Annotated in this window: 12 protein-coding genes; 4 read left to right on the top strand and 8 right to left on the bottom strand. The window is 70.5% G+C overall.

Annotation, left to right across the window (positions count from 1 at the left end):
- Positions 1 to 98: 98 nt before the first annotated feature.
- Positions 99 to 1058, top strand: coding sequence for a LysR family transcriptional regulator (locus tag MW290_RS14185; protein ID WP_250195301.1), 960 nt, complete (start codon positions 99 to 101; stop codon positions 1056 to 1058).
- A 12-nt stretch (positions 1059 to 1070) separates the two neighbouring features.
- Here the strand turns inward: MW290_RS14185 and MW290_RS14180 are convergent, their stop codons facing one another.
- Positions 1071 to 1844, bottom strand: coding sequence for an SDR family NAD(P)-dependent oxidoreductase (locus MW290_RS14180; protein ID WP_250195300.1), 774 nt, complete (start codon positions 1842 to 1844; stop codon positions 1071 to 1073).
- Between the two features lie 128 nt (positions 1845 to 1972).
- Between MW290_RS14180 and MW290_RS14175 the strand changes: the two genes are divergently transcribed.
- Positions 1973 to 2911, top strand: coding sequence for an SMP-30/gluconolactonase/LRE family protein (locus MW290_RS14175; protein ID WP_250195299.1), 939 nt, complete (start codon positions 1973 to 1975; stop codon positions 2909 to 2911).
- Positions 2898 to 3812, top strand: a complete 915-nt coding sequence (locus MW290_RS14170; RefSeq protein ID WP_250195298.1) for an aldose 1-epimerase — start codon at positions 2898 to 2900, stop codon at positions 3810 to 3812. The genes MW290_RS14175 and MW290_RS14170 overlap by 14 nt, the downstream gene beginning before the upstream one ends.
- 10 nt (positions 3813 to 3822) lie before the next feature.
- Here the strand turns inward: MW290_RS14170 and MW290_RS14165 are convergent, their stop codons facing one another.
- The 7 genes from MW290_RS14165 to MW290_RS14135 form a co-directional block, all read right to left on the bottom strand.
- Positions 3823 to 3966, bottom strand: a complete 144-nt coding sequence (locus MW290_RS14165) for a hypothetical protein (RefSeq protein WP_250195297.1) — start codon at positions 3964 to 3966, stop codon at positions 3823 to 3825.
- On the bottom strand, positions 3963 to 4874 hold the full coding sequence (locus tag MW290_RS14160; RefSeq protein ID WP_250195296.1) for an HDOD domain-containing protein: 912 nt from the start codon (positions 4872 to 4874) through the stop codon (positions 3963 to 3965). The genes MW290_RS14165 and MW290_RS14160 overlap by 4 nt, the downstream gene beginning before the upstream one ends.
- Before the next feature lie 5 nt (positions 4875 to 4879).
- A complete protein-coding gene (locus tag MW290_RS14155; protein WP_250195295.1) occupies positions 4880 to 6436 on the bottom strand; it encodes an EAL domain-containing protein in 1557 nt (518 codons plus the stop codon).
- Positions 6433 to 8604 carry a PAS domain S-box protein gene (locus MW290_RS14150; protein WP_250195294.1) on the bottom strand — a complete coding sequence of 724 codons (2172 nt, stop codon included), beginning with the start codon at positions 8602 to 8604 and terminating at the stop codon, positions 6433 to 6435. Before MW290_RS14150 ends, MW290_RS14155 begins: the two co-directional genes overlap by 4 nt.
- Positions 8588 to 9940 carry a response regulator c-di-GMP phosphodiesterase, NosR family gene (gene nosR, locus MW290_RS14145; RefSeq protein WP_250195293.1) on the bottom strand — a complete coding sequence of 451 codons (1353 nt, stop codon included), beginning with the start codon at positions 9938 to 9940 and terminating at the stop codon, positions 8588 to 8590. The genes MW290_RS14150 and nosR overlap by 17 nt, the downstream gene beginning before the upstream one ends.
- A gap of 174 nt (positions 9941 to 10114) precedes the next feature.
- Positions 10115 to 11014: a response regulator transcription factor gene (locus tag MW290_RS14140; protein WP_250195292.1), complete on the bottom strand. Its 900-nt coding sequence runs from the start codon at positions 11012 to 11014 to the stop codon at positions 10115 to 10117.
- Positions 11011 to 14436: a hybrid sensor histidine kinase/response regulator gene (locus MW290_RS14135; RefSeq protein WP_250195291.1), complete on the bottom strand. Its 3426-nt coding sequence runs from the start codon at positions 14434 to 14436 to the stop codon at positions 11011 to 11013. The genes MW290_RS14140 and MW290_RS14135 overlap by 4 nt, the downstream gene beginning before the upstream one ends.
- 206 nt (positions 14437 to 14642) lie before the next feature.
- Here MW290_RS14135 and urtA point away from each other — a divergent pair, with 206 nt between their 5' ends.
- Positions 14643 to 15908 carry an urea ABC transporter substrate-binding protein gene (urtA, locus tag MW290_RS14130; RefSeq protein ID WP_250195290.1) on the top strand — a complete coding sequence of 422 codons (1266 nt, stop codon included), beginning with the start codon at positions 14643 to 14645 and terminating at the stop codon, positions 15906 to 15908.
- Positions 15909 to 15914 lie beyond the last annotated feature (6 nt).

Genomic DNA, 15914 nt, shown 5'->3' with positions numbered 1-15914 from the left:
CAACGAGTGTCAGACGTAAAACAATATCGTTCCAATAGTTTTTTGGAGAGAATGCATATCAATGAGTGCATTCAGGCAAACCCCATGAGCCCCACCCCATGAGCAGCACCCCCTGGTTCATCCGCGTGCGCCTCAAGACGCGGCAGCTGCTGCTGCTGCTGGTCACGCTGGCCGAAGAAGGCAACATCCACCGCGCCGCCCAGGTGCTGAACATGACGCAGCCGGCCGCCTCCAAGCTGCTGAAGGACCTGGAAGACGTGCTGGAGGTGTCGCTGTTCGACCGCCTGCCGCGCGGCATGCGGCCCACCTGGTATGGCGAGACGATGATTCGCCACGCCCGTGAATCGCTGGCCAGCCTGAACCGCGCGCATGAAGAGCTGGCCGCGCTCAAGGCCGGCCGCTTCGGGCAGGTGAGCGTGGGCGCCGTCACCTCACCCGGCCTGGTGCTGCTGCCGCCCGCGGTGGCCCTGGTCAAGCGCGACCAGCCCAGCCTGCGCATCACGGTGGAGATCGAGACCAGCCCGGTGCTGCTGGGGCGGCTGGAGCAGGGCAAGCTCGACGTGGTGGTGGGCCGCCTCTTTGCCGGCCATGAAAGCACCGGCCTGCGTTACGAGCCGCTGACGGGCGAGGGCGTGGTGGCCATCGGCCGGCCCGGCCATCCGTTGGTGGGCCGGCAAGGCCTGCAACTGCGCGACGTGGCCGATGCCGGCTGGATCGTGCCGCCGGCCGGCAGCATGCTGCGCCACCGCTTCGACCTGGGGTTTCAGGAGGCGGGGCTGCAGCCGCCGGCCAACGTGGTGGAAACCGCGGCACTGCTGTTCATCACCGGCATGCTCCAGCGCAGCGACATGATCTCGGTGCTGGCGGCCGACGTGGCCCGCTACTACGAGGCGCACGGCATCGTCTCGGTGCTGCCGCTGGAGCTGCCGGGGCAGATGGACGACTTCGGCATCATCACCCGCACCGACCGCGAGCCTTCGCCCGCGGTGAAGGTGATGCTGCAGGCCTTGAAAACCGCCAGCCTGACGCTGTATGGGCGGCGGCTGGAATCGGTGTAGGGCTGCTGCGGCTTAAACCCAGCCCGCGTCCACGGTGAACTCCTGCGCGGTGCACATGGCCGCGTCGTCCGACGCAAGAAACAGCACCATGGCCGCGATGTCATGCGGCTGCAGCTTGTCGGGCAGGCACTGGTTGCGCTTCAAGTCTTCTTCGCCGGCGGCGTCCAGCCACAGCTGCTTCTGCCGCTCGGTCATCACCCAGCCCGGCGACACGGTGTTGATGCGGATGCGGTCGGCCCCCAGCGTCTTGGCCAGCCCGCGCGTGAGCCCGTTGACCGACGACTTGGCGATGGCGTAGCAGGGGTAGCCGCTGCCCTTGGCCTGCCAGCCGGTGGAGCCCAGGTTGACGATGGCGCCGCCCCCCAGCCCGCGCATGCCCGGCGCCACCGACTGGATGGCGAAGAAGGCCGGCCGCTCATTGATGGCGATGCGGTCGTCGTAGTAGGCGGGCGTGACCGATTCCAGCGTGTGGCGGTCGTCGCTGGCCACGTTGTTCACCAGCACCGAGAAAGGCCCCAGGGCATCGGCCGCTTCGGCGATGGCCTGCTGCAGCGCAGGGATGTCGCGCACGTCGCAGCGGCGCCACCAGGGCGCGGGCTGTCCGGCCTCGGCGATCTGCCCGGCCAGCTGGCGGCTGGCGGCTTCGTCGATGTCGATGAAGGCCACGCGCGCACCCTGCGCCGCAAAGCCCTGCACGATGGCCGCGCCGATGCCGCTGCCGCCCCCGGTGACGAACACGGTGCGGCCTTGCAGGCTGGGGTAGCGGGTGAGAGAGGGTGCGGTCATGGGGTGGTCCTGCTGGTATTGCAATACGGGTATCGATCAATCGGAAAATATCTTCTTCTGATAATCAATATGCCTTGCTAGCATCGACGGCGTCAAGCGGGTCGCAGAGCCCCAGCAGGAGACAAGCGATGCAAGCAGGCACCCCGTTCGAGATCGCTGGCAGCGCCGTGCGCTGCGTGTGGCCCGCCGCCGCGCAGCTGGGCGAAGGCACCTGGTGGTCGCAGCGCCGGCAGGCGCTGTGGTGGCTCGACATCCTGGGCCAGCAGCTGATGCTGTACACGCCCGCCACCGGCGCCTGGCGCAGCTGGCCGATGGACGACATGGTCTCGGCGGTGGCCGAGTGCGCCGAAGGCGGCGCGCTGCTGGTGACGGTGCGCCGGGGCTATGCCCGCTTCGAGCCCGATGTGCCCGGTGCCCGCCTGGTGATGCTGCACACGCCGGCCAGTGAGCCCGCCAGCAACCGCTTCAACGACGGCAAGTGCGATGCGGCCGGCCGCTTCTGGGGCGGCAGCATGGACTTCGATTGCGAGCGGCCCACCGGCGCGCTGTACCGCTATGGCCCGGCCGGCGACTGCACCCGCGTGGACGAGGGCTACACCGTGGTCAACGGCCCCACCTGGTCGGCCGACGGCCGGCGCATGTACGTCAACAACACGGCGCGCAACCGCATCCACCTGTACGACTTCGACCCTGCCACCGGCGACATCAGCGGCAAGCGATCGTGGCTGCGCTTCGAGCCGGGTGAGGGCCTGCCCGACGGCATGACCACCGATGCGCAGGGCCGGCTGTGGATCGCGCATTGGGGCGGCAGCTGCGTGAGCTGCCGCGACCCCGAGACCGGCCAGGTGCTGGGCCGCATCCGCCTGCCCACGCAGCACGTGACCGACTGCGCCTTCGGCGGCCCCAGCCTGGAGACGCTGTTCATCAGCACCGCCCGCACCGGCCTGACCGAAGCCGAGCTGCGGGCCCAGCCCCTGGCCGGCGCGCTGTTTCAGGTCGACCTGGGCGGCCTGGCCCGCGGCGTGGCGCCGACCTACTTTGCAGGAGCCGCCCATGCCCCGGCATGACGCCGTGTGGCTGCAGCACGGCGGCCAGCGTCTGGGCCTGCTGCCCACGCTGGGCGGCGCGGTGGCGGCTTGGCAATGCCAAACGCCGCAAGGCGAGGTAAACCTGTGGCGCCCTTGGGACGGCAGCGAAGACCTGTACCGCTGCGCCAACTTCGTGATGGTGCCCTGGTCCAACCGCATCAGCCAGGGCGGCTTTGCAGATGCCCAAGGCCACTTCCACCCGATGCAGCCCAACCGCCCCGGCGAGCCGTACCCCATCCATGGCGACGGCTGGCTGCAGGCCTGGCAGTGCGAACGCCACGGTGACCATGCCGCCACGCTGCGCCTGCGCTCACGCCACCACGGCGGCAACCCCTACGACTACGAGGCCGAGCAGCACTTCGAGTTGAACGAAGGCGGCCTGACGCACAGCGTGACGGTGCGCCACTGCGGCGACGAGCCGCTGCCCTACGGCCTGGGCGTGCACCCGTGGTTCGAACGCACACCGGGCACGCGCCTGCAAGCCCCGGTACAAGGCGTATGGACCAGCGGGGAAGACCCCATCCCCACCGGCTACACCACCGAGTTGCCCGACGACTGGAACCTGACCCAGGGCATCCCCGCCCACGGCAGCTTCATCGACAACGGCTTCGGCGGCTGGGGCGGCACCGCGCGCATCGAGTGGCCGGAGCGGGGTGTGGCGCTGAGCCTGCAGATGCTGGACTTCGACGCCAACGCGCCGGCCGACGCCCGCTGCTGCCTGGTCTACCGACCGCCGCACGGTGACGCCTTCTGCTTCGAGCCGATCACGCATCCGATCGATGCGTTCCACATGCCGGGGCGGCCGGGGTTGAGGGAGTTGGTGCGCGGCGAGCTTGTGAGTTTGCGCATGCGTTGGGCGGTGGCTCCTCAGCGCGCGTAACACGCTGCTGTCAGAGCGGCACCTTCGCAGCGTTGATGCCGTGGTAGTCGATCAGGTAGCTGCGAATCCAGGCCTTGCAGTCCTCCACGCCGGGCGTGCCCTCGCATGCGTTCAGAACCTGGTCGACAAGACACGAAGCCTTGCAGTGGTTCAACCCGCCCCATCCATCACCCACAACGCCGTCCCCTCCGCCACCCGCCCCAGCAGCTGCGGCATCGCCGCTTCGTCCGCCATCAGCGACCCCCAGGCGGTATGAGACAGGCCTGGCATCGCCGGCAGCGCGGCCAGGGCGGTGGGCGGGCTGTGCAGCAGGTGGGTCAACGCATCGGCCACATGCACGATGGCGCTGAGCGAGGCCGTGCCGTCGGCGTCGGGCCCGGCGGGCCGGTGGTGGCGGGCGATGGCTTCGGCGATGGTGTCGGGCAGGTGCCAGTGGCGGGCGATGGTGGCGCCCACGGCGGCGTGGGTGGTGCCCAGCAGCTGCTGTTCGGCCTGGCTCAGGGTCAGGCCGTGGGTCTGGCTCAGCTGGCGGGCCTGGGCTGCCGCCTGGGGCGCAAACAAGGCCATCACCAGCTGGCCCACGTCGTGCAGCAGGCCGGCCACGAAGGCTTCTTCGGCGTCTTGCCGGCCCAGCGGGGCCAGCTCGCGGGCGGCGGTGGCGGTGGCTACGGCATGGGCGCGGTACAGCGCCAGGTTGAAGCCTTCGGGCTGCAGCGGCAGCAGCATCTGCTGCACCGAGACGGCGGCCACGACGGAGGCCACCGGCCGCAGGCCCAGCAGGCGCACCGCGTCGCCCACACTGCCCACGCGGCCGGCCACGCCGTAGAAGGGCGAGTTGGCCAGGCGCAGCAGGCGGGCGGCCAGGCCGGGTTCGTGTTCGATGGCGGCTATGCAGTCGCCGGCCGCCACGGTGTCGCGGCCCAGGGCGCGCATCACCGCGGCCATGGCCTTGGGCAGTGCGGGCAGTTCGGCCAGGCGGCGGGCAAAGGCGTCTGCCGTGGCTTCGGCGCCCAGCCCGCCGGCGCCGGCGGGCTGCAGGGCGGCGGTGGGCAGGCGGTCCATGGTCGTCAGGCCTGCGGGTCGCGCAGCATCAGCAGGCAGCCGTCGTCCACCGGGTAGGGCGCCACGCGGCTGCGCCAGGCCTGGTAGTGGCGGCCGCCGTGGATCACCGGGTGGTGGCTTTCGCGGTCGGGCGGCACGCTGGCCAGCAGCGCTTCCAGCGTCGGGTCGGGCGGGCCGCCCAGGTCGGCCACCCACAGCGGAAACATCGTCACCGCGCAGCGGTTGGCATACACCAGGTGGCCGGTGGCATCAAAGCCCAGCACCGCCATGGGCACCAGGTCCACCATGTCGTGGGCGCGGCCGGCGGCGGTCTGCATCGCACGCAGTGAATCGTGCTCGCGCCGCACCGCATGTTCCAGCCGGCGGTTGGCGGCGGCCAGGCCGGTGTTGGCCACCGACACCTCGTGGGCCAGGCGTTCGTTCTCTTCCACCAGCTCACGCTGTCGGAAGGCCTGGGCGATGTGCTCGCGCAGGCGCTGGTCGTCCCAGGGCTTGGTGAGGAACTTGTACACCGCGCCTTCGTTGACGGCGTCGATGATGGATTGCAGGTCGGTATAGCCCGACAGCGTCATGCGCACCGTGGCCGGGGCCAGCTCCTTGGCACGGCCCAGGAATTCCACGCCCGTCATGCCCGGCATGCGCTGGTCGCTGACGATCACGTCCACCGGCTCGCGCTGCAGGATCTCCAGCCCCGCGGCGCCGGAGTTGGCGGTCAGCACCTTGTAGCCGTCGCGCCGCACCAGCCGCCGCAGGGCCGAGAGGATGTGCTCCTCGTCGTCCACCAGCAGCAGCGTGCGCTCATGCCGGCGGCGCTGGATCAGCTCGCGCGGCAGCGCGCGGCAGCTTTCCAGCAGCTCGGTGAAGGCCTCGGCCGACAGCGGCGGGCTGAAGGCCGGGCCCTGCATGCGGTCGCAGCCATGGCGGCCCAGCAGGCGGATCTGCTCGGCCGTGTGCACGCCATCGGCCAGCACCCGCAAGTGCAGCCCATGCGCCAGCTGGATGACGGAGCGGCTGACCGAGGCGCTGCTGTCGGCCGCGCCGATGTCGTCGACGAAGCTGCGGTCGATCTTCAGCACGTCCAGCGGCAGCGCGCGCAGCCGCGCCAGGCTGGAGTAGCCGGTGCCGTAATGGGCCAGCGCCACTTCCACACCATCGGCATGCAGCGGCCGCAGCGCGGCGCCCACGCGGTCGCCGTGCTGCTGCAGCAGGTCTTCGGTGATTTCCAGGCCCAGCTGGCTGGGCGGCAGGCCGCTGGTGGCCAGCGCGGCCTGCACCTCGGCGGTCAGGTCGCCGTCGGTCCACTGCTGCGGCGCCAGCGCGATGGCGATGCGCCCGGGCTGCAAGCCCTCGGCCCGCCAGGCGGCGGCCTGGGCGCAGGCGGCGCGCAGCAGGCGCCGGCCGCGTTCGCGGATCAGCGCGTCGGGGCCTTCGGTGGCCGGCAGTTCGGCCGGGGCCGGGCGCTGGGGGCCGGGCGCAGCGCATTGCAGCAGCACCTCGGCCCCGATGACCTGGCCGGTGGCCAGGCACACCTGGGGTTGGTAGAGCAGGGTTTCGGCTTTCATCCTTCAACACCTTCGGCCGGCAGGCCGGGTTCGGCGTCCCAGGCCGGCGGGCGGTCACCGGCCGCCAGCGATTGCGGCCCGTGCACCGGCACCCACACGCGGAAGGCCGAGCCCTGACCGGGCTGCGACCGCACCTGGATTTCGCCGCCGTGCTTCTGCACGATGGAGAACGACAGCGACAGGCCCAGCCCCGTACCCTTGCCCACCTCCTTGGTGGTGAAGAAGGGCTCGAAGATGCGCCGGCGCACTTCGTCGGGCATGCCGCAGCCGGTGTCGGTCACCTGCACCCAGGCCCAGGGGCCTTCGGTGCCCGAGGCCAGGCGGATGACGCCGCGATCGGGCAGCGCATGCACCGCATTGACGATGAGGTTCATGAACACCTGGTTGAGCTGCGCCGCCAGGCAGGTGACGGGCGGCAGCGCGCCCAGCGCCTTGACCACCTCGGCCTTGTACTTGACCTCATGGCGCACCACGTTGAGCGTGGATTCCAGGCCCAGGTTGAGGTCGGCTTCCTGCCAGTCGGCCTGATCCACGCGCGAGAAGTCCTTCAGGTCCTGCACGATCTTCTTGACGCGGCCCAGGCCGTCGGCCGATTCGTCCAGCAGCTGCGGCAGGTCGGCGCGCAGGTAGTCCAGCTCGGTGTCGGCCCGCTGGCGGGCCAGGGCCTGCTGGGCGCTGGCCAAGGTGGGCTGGGCGGCCGCGGCCTCATGCGCATCGCACAGCGCCAGCAGGTCGTCCACGTACTGGCGCAGCGTGTTGAGGTTGGAGCTGACGAAGCCGATGGGGTTGTTGATCTCGTGCGCCACGCCGGCTGCCAGCTGGCCGATGGAGGCCATCTTGTCCTGCTGCAGCAGCTGGTTCTGCGCCTCGGCCAGGCGGCGGTTGGTGAGCTGCAGTTCCTCGAAGCGGGCCTGCAGCTGCTGCTGCGCCAGCCGGATCTCGGTGCGGTCCTGCAGCATCCACCAGGTGCCGTGGTGGCCGTCTTCATGGTCGGCCAGGTGCGCGTCGATCTGCAGCCAGATGGGGTGGCCGTCGGCATGGCGCATCCACATCTCGTGGTGCAGCGGCTCACCGCGCGAGAGCACGGCCGCCGCGCGCCGGGCCAGCGACTTTTCGTCGTCGGGGCTGAGGTGGCAGCGGCCGGCGGGCATGCCCACCATCGCTTCTTCGCTGTAGCCGAAGATGCGCGCCATGCCGGGGTTCACGCGGCGGATGGTGCTGTCGCACAAGTAGGCCACGCCCACCGGCGCATTGGCCACGAAGCGTTCCAGCTCACGCGCGGTGGCGGCCAGCTCGGCGCTGCGGCGCTGCACCAGCTGTTCCAGCGCTTCGCGGTGGCGCATCAGCTCTTCCTGCGTGCGGCGGCGGTCGCTCACGTCCTGCAGCGTTTCGATGGCGCCGATGATCCGGCCCTCGGCATCGCGCAGCGGCGCGGCGGTGAGGTAGAGCCAGGAGCCGTGCGCGCCGAAGTCGGGGAAAAACGCTTCGGCCTCCAGCCCGCCGGGGATGATGCCGGACACCTTGGCCCGCCCTTCGTACAGCTGGGCCAGCGGCTCGGGCCCCGCGCCGTCGACGATCAGGTCGGCCAGCATTGGCCGCTGCTGCGCGAACAGGGCGCGCCAGGCGTCGCAGGTGCCCAGCACGTTGCTGCGCGGCAGGCCGGTCATGCGTTCACACGCGGTGTTCCAGTGCGTCACGCGGTGGCTGCTGTCGATCACCATCGAGGCGATGGGCGCACCGTCCACGATCTGCCGCAGCATCTCGGCCATCGCGAACATCGTGCGCTGCGCATGCTCGATGTCGGTCTGGTCCATGCAGGTGGCCAGCACCGCCGGGCCGTAGGGCCGTTGCGTGCGGCGCAGGTGCAGCTCCACCGGGCGGGCGGTGCCGTCCTGGCTCAGCAGCCGGGCGGGCAGGGCGGGCGGCTCGGTGTCCTGTGCATCGCCGGCGGGCCACACGGCCTGCAGCGCGGGCTGGTCTTCTTCGCACACCAGGGCGCTGAAGGGCCGGCCCAGCAGCTCGGCCTCACGCCGGCCCACCAGGCGGCACAGCGCGGCATTGGTGGCCACGATGGCGCCGCCGGCCTGCAGCACGGCGGGCACGGCCAGCGCGCTCACCAGCTCGATGTCGGCGGCCTGGGCGGTTACGGTGTCAGGCAGCCTGTTCATGGGGCGGGGCTCCTGGGGCGGTTGCCGGTGGCGCCTCCTGGCGCACATGCAGCGTCAAGCGCAGCTGGTCGCGGGCCGCGAAGTCGCACACCTGGCGCACCACCCGCGCATCGAACACATAGCCCGCGGCCAGCAGGATGGCGCCCTTGGGCGACAGCAGGTCGCGCGCCAGCGTCATGCCCGGGCGCAGCTCGCGCACGTCGATCAGGCGGTCGGCCTGGGCCAGGGCCTCCTGGGCGTCGATCTCGGCCAGCAGCGCCTGCACCACCTTCGGGTCGTAGTGGGTGCCGACGCCACCGCGCAGCATCTGGCGCGCGCGTTCGGGCGGGTGGCGCAGCTCGGCCAGGCTGCCGTGCACCAGGCCGTCGTACTCGTTCACCGCCGCCACGATGCGGGCGCCCAGGCAGATGGCCTCACCCGCCAGCCCGTCCGGGAAGCCGCGGCCATCGAGCCGCTCATGGTGCTGGCGCACGATGCGGGCCGCCGCCTGCAGCTGGGCCAGCGGCATCAGCGCGGTTTCGCCGTCGCTGGTGTGGCGGTTGTAGCGCTGCCGGTCTTCGGCGCTCAGCGTGCTCACCGGCTGGCCCAGCATGCGGTCCGGGAAGCCGATCTTGCCCACGTCGTGCAGCAGGCCGCCCAGGTAAACGTCGCGGCATTCGCGCTCGCCCAGGCCCAGGCGGGCCGCGGTGGCGCGGGCCAGCGTGGCCACGCGGCGGGCATGGCCGGCGCTGCCTTCCCGCATCTCCAGCAGGCCGGAGAACACGTTCACCGTCAGCATGAAGGTGCGGTCCAGGTCCTCGAACGAGGTTTCCAGCATGCGGTTGAGCTGTTCCAGCTCGGCCGTGCGGGCCGCCACGCGCGATTCCAGCAGCCGGTTGGCGGCCTGCAGCTCTTCGTTCTGGCGGGTGGTCAGCGCCACCAGCTCGGCATTGCGGCGCTCCAGGTCGCGGCGGGCCAGGGTGTCGCCCACCGTCAGCAGCAGCTCGTGGTCGTCCCAGGGCTTGGTGATGTAGCGGTGGATCTCACCGCGGTTGATGGCCGCGATGGTGGCGCTGATGTCGGCATAGCCGGTGAGCAGGATGCGGGCGACGCCGGGGTGCTGCTCGCGCGCCAGCTCCAGGAAGCGGGCGCCGTCCATCACCGGCATGCGCATGTCCGAGATCACCAGGTCCACCGGCTCGCTGGCCAGCAGGGCCAGCGCCTCGGCGCCCGACTCGGCCTGCAGGCTGCGCCAGCCTTGCAGCCGGAACAGCCGGCGCAGTGCGCTGAGCACCGATGGCTCGTCGTCCACCGTCAGGATGGTGGGCGGGTCGGGGGCGACGAGGGCGCTGCTCATGGAGGGACGATGGGAAATCGCCCCTGTGGATTCGGACGTGGCGGCCCCCTGCTTGAGCCGTCCGCCCACGCCGGCCGCGGCCGGCGCGGCTTAGTGCGCGCAGCCGGGCCGGGCGTGCGGCGGCTGCGCGTAAGTCCCGATGCGCATGCGGCTGCCCGGGCGCTTGGGGCGCCTTCACACCCCGCCGCGGCTGGCCAGCGCGGCGGCAGCGGCGCGAGTTTCCACGCCCAGCTTCTCGAACACATGCTCGAGATGCTTGTTCACGGTGCGCGGGCTCATGCCCAGGATCTCGGCCACGTCGCGGTTGGTCTTGCCCTTGGCCACCCAGCTCAGCACTTCGGCCTCGCGCGGGGTCAGGGCGGCCATGCGCAGGCGGGTGGGCGGCTCGGCGGTGGCGGCGCGCAGCTGCAGCAGCAGCATGCGTTCACCCAGGCCGGCCGGGCCCAGCGGCTGCACCGTCAGCACCCGGCCATCGGGCGCCACGCACTCGTGGGTGCCGATGGCCGGCGCGGCCAGGGCCTGCAGCATCTCGGTCAGGCGGGCGGCGCCTTCATCCGGGAACAGCGCCCGCAGCCAGGCGGCGGCCTGCGGCGATCGCCAGGCCATGCGGCCCTGGTTGTCCAGCACCAGCACGCCGAAGCCGGCCACGTCCACCGCCTCACGGGCCAGCCGCACGCTGCGGGCGTTGCGCACGTGGGTGGCCAGGCGGGCCAGCACCTCGGGCGCCTGCAGCGGCTTGACCACGTAATCGACACCGCCGCTGTCGAAGCCTTCGACGATGTGCGTGGTCTCCGACAGCCCGGTCATGAAGATCACCGGGATGTGCGACAGCGCCGGGTCGGCCTTGACGCGGCGGCAGGTCTCGAAGCCAGAGAGCCCGGGCATCACCGCGTCCAGCAGGATGGCGTCGGGCACCACCAGGCCCAGCCGTTCCAGCGCCTGCGCGCCGTCGCGGGCCACCAGCACGGTGTAGCCGTCGTCTTCCAGCGCGGCCACCAAGGGGCCGAGCGACTGCGGGGCATCGTCCACCACGAGGACGATGCGGCCTAAATTCATCGGATCACGCGCACTCATCGCACAGGCTCCTCTTGCAGTTCGTCGTCATCGTCGGTTTCGGTGCGCAGCTGGCCGGCCAGTTCGTCGGCCAGGGCGTCCAGCTCGTAGCGGTCCACCGCCTGGCGCAGGCGGGCGATTTCCAGCGCGCAGTCGGGGTGGCTGCGCAGCGCGTTGTCCAGCGTGCGCTGCAGGCCGTGCACATGGCCCAGGCGCGCGTCGCGCAGCAGCTCGCCCAGCACGCCGGGCGGCAGCGCCGGCATGCCCGGCACCGCGGTGGGCGCGGGCAGGCCGCCGGCGGCCCAGTGCGGCAGTGCCAGCTCGGCCAGCCATTCGATCTGCAGGTGCTTTTGCAGCTGGGCCAGCAGCTCCGACTCCATCACGGGCTTGTCGACGAAGCCCTGGCACTGCGCTGCGGCCAGGCGGTCGGCCTGGTTCTCGAAGGCATTGGCCGAGACGATGATGATGGGCAGCGTGGCAAAGCCCGCGGCGCGCAGCGCCAGCGCGGTCTGCCAGCCGTCCATGCCGTCCATGGTCAGGTCCAGCAGCACCGCGTCGGGCAGGTGCTCCTGCACGCTCTCGATGCATTCACGGCCGCTGGCCGCCTCGCGGATGCGAAAGCCCAGCGGCATCAGCATGCCGGCCAGCATCTGCCGGTGGGTGGGCTGGTCGTCCACCACCAGAAGCGTGCGCCGCGCGCCGAAGTAGCCGCTGACGGGCCGGTGCGTGGGCCGCGCCACCGCGGGCTCGCCGATCTCGCGCAGGTAAAGCCGCACGGTGAAGGTGCTGCCCTGGCCGGGCTGGCTGCGCAGCGTCAGCTCGCCGCCCATCAGCTGGGTGAGCAGGTGGGTGATGGTCAGGCCCAGGCCGGTGCCGGGCTCGCCGGTGCGGCGGCCGGCGCTGCCACGCTCGAAAGGCATGAAGATGCGTTCCTGGTCTTCGGCGGCGATGCCGATGCCGGTGTCGATGACCTCGAAGCGCACCACCTCGCGCCGGTAATCCAGCCGCAGCGTCACGCCGCCCTGGTCGGTGAAGCGCACCGCATTGCCCAGCAGGTTGATGAGGATCTGCCGCAGCCGCTTGGCATCGGCCTTCACGTAGGCCGGCACGCGGCCGCTGGTTTGCACCGCAAAGGCCAGGCCCTTGGCCTCGGCCTGCGGCTGCACCATGCGCACCAGGTCGTCCAGGAACTCGTGCATGGCCATGGGCGCCGGGTCCAGCCGCAGGCGGCCGGCTTCGATGCGGGCCAGGTCGAGCAGGCCTTCGATCAACCCGCGCAGGTGCTCGCCGCTGCGGTGGATGGTGTCCACCGAGGCGCGGCGCGCGCCCTGGATGCGTTCGTCCTTCAGCAGGATCTGCGCATAGCCCAGGATGCTGTTGAGCGGCGTGCGCAGCTCATGGGTGATGCCGGCCACGTAACGCGTCTTGGCCTGGTTGGCGGCTTCGGCCAGGTCTTTCGCGGCCTGCAGCGCGGCGTCGGTGCGCTTGTGCGCCTCGATCTCACGCGTCAGCAGCTGGTTCTGGCGGTTGGACTCGTCCTGCGCCATGCGCCGGCTTTCACTGGCCAGCACGATCCACCAGGCCGCCACCGCCACCACCAGTGACAGCAGCGCAAACACCTTGAGCAGCGGTGCACGCAGCGCCTGCGCATTGGCAGCGCCCACCACGGTTTCCTGGTCGTACACCACGCCCAGGATGGTGGCCAGCAGCGCCACCAGCGACAGCGCCACGCCCAGGTACTGCGCCACCCGCCGGTGGCTGTGCACCGCCACGTGGCGCGGCAGCAGGGCCGACAGCGCCCGGCCCACTTGTTCCGAAGCGCGGGCGCCCGTCTTGCACCGGTCGTGGCAGCGCGATTCCAGCGTGCAGCACAGGCTGCAGATGGGCGCTTCGTACGCGGGGCAGTGGGCCATGTCCTCGGCCTCGAACTTGTTCTCGCACACCGAGCAGGTCACGGTCTGCCCCGGCGCCCAGGCCTGGGCATTGCGGCGGGCGATGTACCAGCGGCCCTGCGTCCACCAGGCCAGTGCGGGCGACAGCAGCATGGCCGCGGCCAGCGCGATGAAGGGCGAGAAGGCGCCCGCCACCGGCCCGAACAGGCCCGCATACGCGGCCACCGCCAGCGCCGCCGCGGCCAGCGTGGCGCCCAGGCCCACCGGGTTGATGTCGTAGAGGTAGGCGCGGCGGAACTCGATGCCGCGCGGGCTCCAGCCCATGGGCTTGTTGATCACCAGGTCGGCCACCAGCGCGCCCACCCAGGCGATGGCCACGTTGCTGTACAGGCCCAGCACGCGTTCCAGCGCCTCGAACACGCCCAGCGTCATCAGCAGCACGGCGATGAGCACGTTGAACACCAGCCACACCACGCGCCCGGGGTGGCTGTGCGTGAGCCGCGCGAAGAAGTTGCTCCAGGCCAGCGAGCCGGCATAGGCGTTGGTGAGGTTGATCTTGACCTGCGCCACGATGACGAACAGCACCGTGGCCAGCAGCACCCACTCGGGGTGGTCGAACACGTAGCCGAAGCCGGCGATGTACATCTGCGTGGGGTCGCCCACCTTCTCGGTGGCCACCTGGTGCTGCAGCGCGACGAAGGCCAGGAAGGCACCGCCCAGCATCTTGAGCATGCCGGGCACGATCCATCCCGGCCCGGCCACCAGCACCGCGGCCCACCAGCGCCCGCGGTTGGCATGCGTCTTCTTGGGCAGGAAGCGCAGGTAGTCCACCTGCTCGCCGATCTGCACCACCAGGCTGAAGGCCACCGTGGTGGCGGCGCCGAACATCACGCCGTCGAAGCCGGCGCTGCCCGACACCCGGCCCGCCAGCCCGGTGAACTGCGCATACAGCTGCGGCTGCTTGAGCGCGATGGCGATGAAGGGCAGCACGAACAGCACGATCCAGATCGGCTGCGTCCACCACTGCAGGCGCGAGATGAGGGTGATGCCGTGCATCACCAGCGGCACGATGAGCAGCGAAGACAGCAGGTAGCACAGCAGCAGCGGCCAGTCGAAGTACAGCTGCAGCGCATGGGCCAGGATGGCCGCCTCCAGCGCGAAGAAGATGAAGGTGAAGGTGGCGTAGATGAGCGAGGTGACGGTGGAGCCCAGGTAGCCGAAGCCGGCGCCGCGGGTCAGCAGGTCCATGTCGACGCCGTAGCGGGCCGCGTAGTAGCTGATGGGCAGGCCGGTGAGGAAGGTGACCAGCCCCACCACCAGGATGGCCCACAGCGCGTTCTGGAAGCCGTAGCTCAGCGCGATGGCGGCGCCGATGGCCTCCAGCGCCAGGAAGGAGGTGGCGCCGAAGGCGGTGTTGGCGACGCGGAACTCGCTCCACTTGCGGAAGGTGCTGGGCGTGTAGCGCAGCGCGTAGTCCTCCAGCGTCTCGTCGGCGACCCAGCTGTTGTAGTCGCGGCGGATGCGGAAGATCTTCTGCGTGGGCTGTGCCAAGGGGGTTACTCCGTGCCGGCAAGGCGCGTGGGCGCTTGCAAGAAGCGAACCGCGCCCGGCGCCCCCAACTGTGGCACCGCGGGCGCCCCGGCGGCCACCGTGCCTGCAGCGCCGGGCTACGTTGAATGACGTATTCGCGTGCGTAGCCTGCGCCGGGAACATGGCCGCCATCGACACCGATCAGCCCAACCCCGCAGGAGGAAACCATGTCTGACCAAGCCCGTGACACCGCCCGGATGCTCGAATCGCTGCGCCGCCGGCGCCTGCTGCAGGGCGCTGCCGCGCTGCCGCTGGCCGGCCTGGCCGGCGGGGCCTGGGCCCAGCAGTACCCCACCGCCAAGGTCAACACCAGCAAGCTGGCCGTCACCGACACCGAGGTGACGGTGGGCCAGCTGCACAGCGCTACCGGCACCATGGCCATCAGCGAGACCGGCTCCATCCAGGCCGAGCAGCTGGCCATCGACCAGATCAACGCGATGGGCGGCGTGCTGGGCCGCAAGATCAAGGTGATCAAGGAGGACGGCGCCAGCGACTGGCCCACCTTTGCCGAGAAGAGCAAGAAGCTGCTGGTCAACGACCGCGTGGCCGCCGTGTTCGGCTGCTGGACCAGCGCCTCGCGCAAGGCGGTGCTGCCGATCTTCGAGAAGGAGAACGGCATGCTGTATTACCCCACCTTCTACGAAGGCCTGGAGCAGAGCAAGAACGTCATCTACACCGGCCAGGAAGCCACCCAGCAGATTCTGTGGGGCCTGGACTGGGCGCAGAAGACCAAGGGTGCCAAGACCTACTTCCTGGTGGGCTCGGACTACATCTGGCCGCGCACCTCGATGAAGATCGGCCGCAAGCACATCGAGAACGTGCTCAAGACCAAGGTGGTGGGCGAGGAGTACTACCCGCTGGGCCACACCAACTTCAACTCGCTGATCAACAAGATCAAGGTGGCCAAGCCCGACGTGATCTTCGCGGCGGTGGTGGGTGGCTCCAACGTGGCCTTCTACAAGCAGCTCAAGGCCGCGGGCGTGACGGCGGACAAGCAGTTCCTGCTCACCATCTCGGTGACCGAGGACGAGGTGCTGGGCATCGGCGGCGAGAACATCGCGGGCTTCTACTCGTCGATGAAGTACTTCCAGAGCCTGGACAACGAGAACAACAAGAAGTTCGTCGAGGCCTTCAAGGCCAAGTACGGCAAGGACGCGGTGATCGGCGACGTGACCCAGGCCGCCTACCTGGGCCCCTGGCTGTGGAAGGCCACGGTGGAAAAGGCCGGCAGCTTCGACGTCGACAAGGTGGCCGCCGCCTCGTCCGACATCGAGCTGAAGACCGCGCCCGAAGGCTATGTGAAGCTGCACCCCAACCACCACCTGTGGAGCAAGACGCGCATCGGCCAGGCGCAGAAGGACGGCCAGTTCAAGGTGGTGGCCGAGTCGCCGGCGCTGATCGAGCCGAACCCGTTCCCCGAAGGCTACAAGTAAAGCGCC

The organism is Aquincola tertiaricarbonis, assembly GCF_023573145.1.
GTDB classification, from domain to species: domain Bacteria; phylum Pseudomonadota; class Gammaproteobacteria; order Burkholderiales; family Burkholderiaceae_C; genus Aquincola; species Aquincola tertiaricarbonis_B.
The sequence above is the reverse complement of the archived record's forward strand: the minus strand, read 5'-3'. Positions and strand labels throughout refer to the sequence as shown.

Bases quoted from the DNA above. Each gene is read 5' to 3' on its own strand.
- MW290_RS14185 (WP_250195301.1), top strand. From the start codon at position 99: ATGAGCAGCACCCCCTGGTTCATCCGCGTGCGCCTCAAGACGCGGCAG.
- MW290_RS14180 (WP_250195300.1), bottom strand. From the start codon at position 1,844: ATGACCGCACCCTCTCTCACCCGCTACCCCAGCCTGCAAGGCCGCACC.
- MW290_RS14175 (WP_250195299.1), top strand. From the start codon at position 1,973: ATGCAAGCAGGCACCCCGTTCGAGATCGCTGGCAGCGCCGTGCGCTGC.
- MW290_RS14170 (WP_250195298.1), top strand. From the start codon at position 2,898: ATGCCCCGGCATGACGCCGTGTGGCTGCAGCACGGCGGCCAGCGTCTG.
- MW290_RS14160 (WP_250195296.1), bottom strand. From the start codon at position 4,874: ATGGACCGCCTGCCCACCGCCGCCCTGCAGCCCGCCGGCGCCGGCGGG.
- MW290_RS14155 (WP_250195295.1), bottom strand. From the start codon at position 6,436: ATGAAAGCCGAAACCCTGCTCTACCAACCCCAGGTGTGCCTGGCCACC.
- MW290_RS14150 (WP_250195294.1), bottom strand. From the start codon at position 8,604: ATGAACAGGCTGCCTGACACCGTAACCGCCCAGGCCGCCGACATCGAG.
- nosR (WP_250195293.1), bottom strand. From the start codon at position 9,940: ATGAGCAGCGCCCTCGTCGCCCCCGACCCGCCCACCATCCTGACGGTG.
- MW290_RS14140 (WP_250195292.1), bottom strand. From the start codon at position 11,014: ATGAGTGCGCGTGATCCGATGAATTTAGGCCGCATCGTCCTCGTGGTG.
- urtA (WP_250195290.1), top strand. From the start codon at position 14,643: ATGTCTGACCAAGCCCGTGACACCGCCCGGATGCTCGAATCGCTGCGC.